This is a genomic window from Candidatus Angelobacter sp. (genome assembly GCA_035607015.1).
GTDB lineage: Bacteria > Verrucomicrobiota > Verrucomicrobiia > Limisphaerales > AV2 > AV2.
The window spans coordinates 1-4,137 of record DATNDF010000429.1; the positions used below are offsets into that span (position 1 = coordinate 1).

The window sequence follows — 4,137 nt, forward strand, 5'->3', positions numbered from 1 at the left end:
GAGCACCTATCATCTGAAAGGCGTCGGCAACGGTTACGTGCTCGCCATCGGCGAAAAACGCATCTACATGAGCGGGGATTCCGAGGACATCACGGAGATGCGGGGATTGCAGGACATCGATGTCGCGTTTGTCTGCATGAACGTCCCGTTCACCATGACGATTGCCAAGGCGGTGAGCGCCGTCCGCCAGTTTCGACCGAAGGTGGTCTATCCCTACCATTACCGGAACCAGGATTCCTCGCTCGCGAACTTGAACGCCTTCAAGCAGCAGGTCGGAACGGATTTGAATGTGGAAGTGCGTTTAAGGAAATGGTATTAACGGCAGCACCCGGTCAACTCATCCCACTATGACCCCATCAATCCTTTTTCAAAACCGGCGGCGCTTCGTCCGCACTCTCGGCCTGGGCGCCGCGCTGTTCACGGTTCCCGGTCTGTTTGCCGAAGAACTCATGCGCACGCCCCGTCAGACGGAAGGCCCGTTCTACCCGGACCATCTGCCGCTCGACACCGACAACGATCTCATCATCGTCAATGATGGCGCCACTCCGGCCCTCGGCGACATCACTCATCTCAGCGGACGCATCCTTGACGCGCGCGGCGAGCCGATCCGCAACGCGCTCGTGGAGATCTGGCAGGTGGACAGCAAGGGCGTGTATCTGCACAGCCGTAGTAATGATCACAACCAGCGCGACCAAAATTTCCAGGGCTTCGGACGTTTCCTCACCGGCACCACGGGCGAATATTACTTCCGCACCATCAAGCCCGTTCCGTATCCGGGCCGGACGCCTCACATACACTTTGCGTTGAAAATGAAAGGGCGCGAGAAGTGGACGACGCAATGCTACATCAAGGGCGAACCGCTGAACGAGAAGGACGGCGTTTACAAGGGCATCCAGGATCCAAAGGCGCGCGCCGCGGTCACGATAGACTTTGCGCCCATCAAAGGTTCGAAGATCGGTGAGCTCGCCGCCCGGTTCGATATCGTCATGGGCTTCACTCCGGCCGTGTGATGAATAAAATCTTCAACCCGATCCTGCTCGGTCTCCTGGCAATTCTGGCGGTCGCTGCCGGCGGCGAAGCTCCGCCGGCCCGTGGGTCCGGCGAGACTGACGGCGCGGCGACCATCATTCACCGCGCGGATGTGCTCCGCGACCGCGGCGCGAGCGGCAAACATCTGTGGCCTCTTTATTCGAGCGCGGAGGCGCGCCTGAACTACTTTGAGGTCACGCGCCGGTCTGCCCTTCATTTCCATCCGGATGGCGACCACCGCCTTTATGTTCTCGAAGGCAGTGTGGTCGTCAACGCCGGCACCAACACGACCATTGCCACCGTCGGTGATTTCATCGTGATCCCAAGGGGCGTGCGCCACAGTTACGATGTGCCCGCCAAAGGCGACCGCGCCCTGCTGCTTACGTTCGACGCACCGCCGTACGATCCGCGCAAAACCGTAAATCTCGAGGAAAAAACGGCAGACAAATGAAAGGACTGAACATGAAACGATGGATGACGTTCATTATAGCCGCCCTTTCGGTGGCGGCCAGCGCTCAGGCCCAGGAGTGGGCCAAGGCCCGGCTCGAAAAATCTCCGCGTCACCTGGAGTGGGTAAAGATCAAGCACGGCGACCGCGAAGTGAACTGTTTCATTGCCTATCCCGAAGTGAAGGACAAGGCCACCGCCGTGGTCGTGATACACGAAATCTTCGGCCTCTCGGATTGGGTCCGTGGCGTGACCGATCAACTGGCGGAAGCGGGCTACATCGCCATCGCGCCGGATTTGCTCTCTGGTACCGCGCCCGGCGGAGGCGGCACGGCCGAACTCGGCAGCGGTGACGCCGTTCGCAAAGCCATCTCCTCACTCCCGCCCAGCCAGGTCACTGCCGATCTGAATGCTGTCGTGGATTACGTCGCGAAACTGCCGGCGTGCAATGGCAAGGTGGCCGTCGGCGGATTCTGCTGGGGTGGCGGCCAGACGTTCCGATTCGCAACCAATAACAAGAACATCAAGTCGGCCTTTGCATTTTACGGTACCGGCCCCGACAAGGCCGAAGACATCGCCCGCATCAACTGCCCGGTGTACGGTTTCTATGGCGGCAACGACGAGCGCGTGAACGCGACGATCCCGAAATCCGAAGACCTGATGAAAAAAGCAGGCAAGACCTACGAGCCAAAAATCTACGACGGCGCCGGACATGGCTTCATGCGCGCCGGTGAAGACCCCGGCAACACAAATGAGGCCAACAAGAAAGCCCGCGAAGAAGCCTGGAAACGCTGGAAAGAGTCGCTGAAAAAACTCTGACGGGTTCCTTGACGAGCGAGCCCTCAGTAAATCATTTTGGAAACTCAACTTCAGTGCCGTGTCTTCGTCATTTGCGATCAATCTTCTTGAAGTTCACCGTTACATTTGTCCCTGCAACTGTGAAGGTCAGGCTGGCTGCCACCTTTGGATCGTAAATTTTCGAGAAATCGACCCTTGATTCTCTTTTGATTTTGCCTGAATCCCGCCATCGAACCACGGCGTTTGTACCGACCGGATGTGGCCACCCAACGTACCCTGCTGAAGAGTCTTTCCCGACAATTCCAAAAGTGCAGGAACGCTTGCCAAGAACGATAGCTGTCTCATCAATGTTTCCTTCAGTGCTGTTGTGCATGATCAATTCCAAATACTCATGTCGCTCGCTTGCTGCATTCTCTGATCCTTCGCCAACATTCACGGTCGCCGTTCCCTGTGCAGTTTCGTCTCGCGCACGCGCTTCAGAACTTTCCCGGGCGCGCGGAGGCTCAACCTTCTTTTCGCAAGATGCAAAAGATACAAAGCACAGGACAAAAAAGCTATTCAGACGAATAGACATTACGTTACTTAAACTTGATCCTCGTAAACTTCACCGTCACATTTGTAGTCGTAATCGTGAACATCAATTCGCCGGGCACCTTGCGGTCGTATATCCCCGAAAAATCGACCGTTGATTCTCGATTGGCTTTACCCGAGTCCCGCCATCGAACCACGGCGTTTGTACCCACTGGATACGGCCATCCCACGACGTCTTTTGAGAATCCCTTCCCAACTATGCCAAAAGTGAAGGAATGCTTGCCAAGAAGAATAGCGGTTTCATCAATGTTGCCATCAGTGCTGTTCTGCAAGGTCAATCGCAGATAGTCATGGCGTTCATTCATTAGACTGTTCGAAGTATCGTCAGTGTTCTCGGTCGCCGTTCCCTGTGCAGTTTCGTCTCGTGCACTCACTTCAGAACTTTCCCGGGCGCGCGGAGACTCGGCCTTCTTCTCGCACGAAGCAAAGAATAAAAGGCAAACGGCAAAAAGGCCGCATGGATAAGCAGGCAATTTCATGGGTCCGTTTGCGCGGGAGATCGATTTTTCCGACTCACACCGATATCATACACTAGAAAAGCAGGCTTGCGAATTTCCGTGAAGCCAACTCGCGACACCGTGTTTCCTTCGTTCACAGTTTGCGCGCGAAATGAATCTGTCGTGCGACCTCCACAAAGCCGCATGACGGGTAGGCTTGCTTGCCAGCCGCGTTCTGCGCCATGGTTTCGATCACCGCGTATTCGAGGCCTTCGGCGCGGAAATATTCCAGCGCCCTCTCAATGAGCTGCCGGCCCAGACCTTGATTCCGAAACTCGGCGGCGACCGCCAGATTCGGAATCCGCCCTTTGCCGGCCTCGCGATCAATCCGGGTGGTGATGTATCCAACCACGCGACCTCCGTCCTCCGCCACGAAGATGCCCGCCGGATTGGCCTGCGCGTCTTCGTCAATGTGGCGCGCCTTCCGCCAGCGCCAGTCGTGTCCGTGCAAAACGCCAAGAACTTCCTCGACGTTTTGCTCCAGCGTGACGTCAGCGAACGCCACCACGGTCAACCGCTTGATCTCGTCCAGATCGTCCGGGCGATAGCAGCGGATGGAAACGGGCTTCATTGGGGTCGGGAAACTCAATCACGCAGCCATTCGGCGAGGTGATCGCGAACAAAACCGTCGTCGTTCAAGTGCGGATAACTCCGGCAAACTCGGTTGATTCCTTCGGCCTGGCCAGGCGACAACGTTTCTTTCGGATCCAGACACCAGGTGCCTTCCAGCAAACCCTGACGGCGCAAGATTTCATGGATACCCGGGATGCAACCG

General features: G+C 56.8%; 8 protein-coding genes. 4 read left to right on the top strand and 4 right to left on the bottom strand.

Features of this window, described 5'->3' with window-relative positions; translation table 11 throughout:
• From VN887_17290 to VN887_17305, 4 genes are all read left to right on the top strand, one after another.
• Window positions 1-319 (top strand): MBL fold metallo-hydrolase (locus VN887_17290; GenBank protein ID HXT41765.1); only part of this gene is annotated, 319 nt, incomplete at its 5' end.
• A 28-nt stretch (window positions 320-347) separates the two neighbouring features.
• Entirely contained in the window at window positions 348-1,010 is a 663-nt protein-coding gene (locus VN887_17295) for a protocatechuate 3,4-dioxygenase (protein HXT41766.1), read from the top strand.
• The gene (locus VN887_17300; protein HXT41767.1) at window positions 1,010-1,480 is read left to right on the top strand and encodes a cupin domain-containing protein; all 471 of its coding nucleotides are present in this window, start codon (window positions 1,010-1,012) and stop codon (window positions 1,478-1,480) included. Before VN887_17295 ends, VN887_17300 begins: the two co-directional genes overlap by 1 nt.
• The gene (locus VN887_17305) at window positions 1,477-2,295 is read left to right on the top strand and encodes a dienelactone hydrolase family protein (GenBank protein HXT41768.1); all 819 of its coding nucleotides are present in this window, start codon (window positions 1,477-1,479) and stop codon (window positions 2,293-2,295) included. The genes VN887_17300 and VN887_17305 overlap by 4 nt, the downstream gene beginning before the upstream one ends.
• Before the next feature lie 67 nt (window positions 2,296-2,362).
• Here VN887_17305 and VN887_17310 read toward each other — a convergent pair whose 3' ends face one another.
• From VN887_17310 to VN887_17325, 4 genes are all read right to left on the bottom strand, one after another.
• Window positions 2,363-2,848: a hypothetical protein gene (locus tag VN887_17310; protein HXT41769.1), complete on the bottom strand. Its 486-nt coding sequence runs from the start codon at window positions 2,846-2,848 to the stop codon at window positions 2,363-2,365.
• Between the two features lie 4 nt (window positions 2,849-2,852).
• Window positions 2,853-3,344, bottom strand: coding sequence for a hypothetical protein (locus VN887_17315; GenBank protein HXT41770.1), 492 nt, complete (start codon window positions 3,342-3,344; stop codon window positions 2,853-2,855).
• Window positions 3,345-3,456: 112 nt separating this feature from the next.
• Window positions 3,457-3,933, bottom strand: a complete 477-nt coding sequence (locus VN887_17320) for a GNAT family N-acetyltransferase (protein HXT41771.1) — start codon at window positions 3,931-3,933, stop codon at window positions 3,457-3,459.
• 14 nt (window positions 3,934-3,947) lie between these two features.
• Window positions 3,948-4,137, bottom strand: a 190-nt coding sequence (locus VN887_17325; protein HXT41772.1) for a dihydrodipicolinate synthase family protein, incomplete at its 5' end; no start/stop codon positions are given.

Excerpts from the sequence above, each read along its gene's own strand:
- VN887_17310 (HXT41769.1), bottom strand. The coding sequence starts at position 2,848 with ATGTCTATTCGTCTGAATAGCTTTTTTGTCCTGTGCTTTGTATCTTTT.
- VN887_17300 (HXT41767.1), top strand. The coding sequence starts at position 1,010 with ATGAATAAAATCTTCAACCCGATCCTGCTCGGTCTCCTGGCAATTCTG.
- VN887_17305 (HXT41768.1), top strand. The coding sequence starts at position 1,477 with ATGAAAGGACTGAACATGAAACGATGGATGACGTTCATTATAGCCGCC.
- VN887_17295 (HXT41766.1), top strand. The coding sequence starts at position 348 with ATGACCCCATCAATCCTTTTTCAAAACCGGCGGCGCTTCGTCCGCACT.
- VN887_17320 (HXT41771.1), bottom strand. The coding sequence starts at position 3,933 with ATGAAGCCCGTTTCCATCCGCTGCTATCGCCCGGACGATCTGGACGAG.
- VN887_17315 (HXT41770.1), bottom strand. The coding sequence starts at position 3,344 with ATGAAATTGCCTGCTTATCCATGCGGCCTTTTTGCCGTTTGCCTTTTA.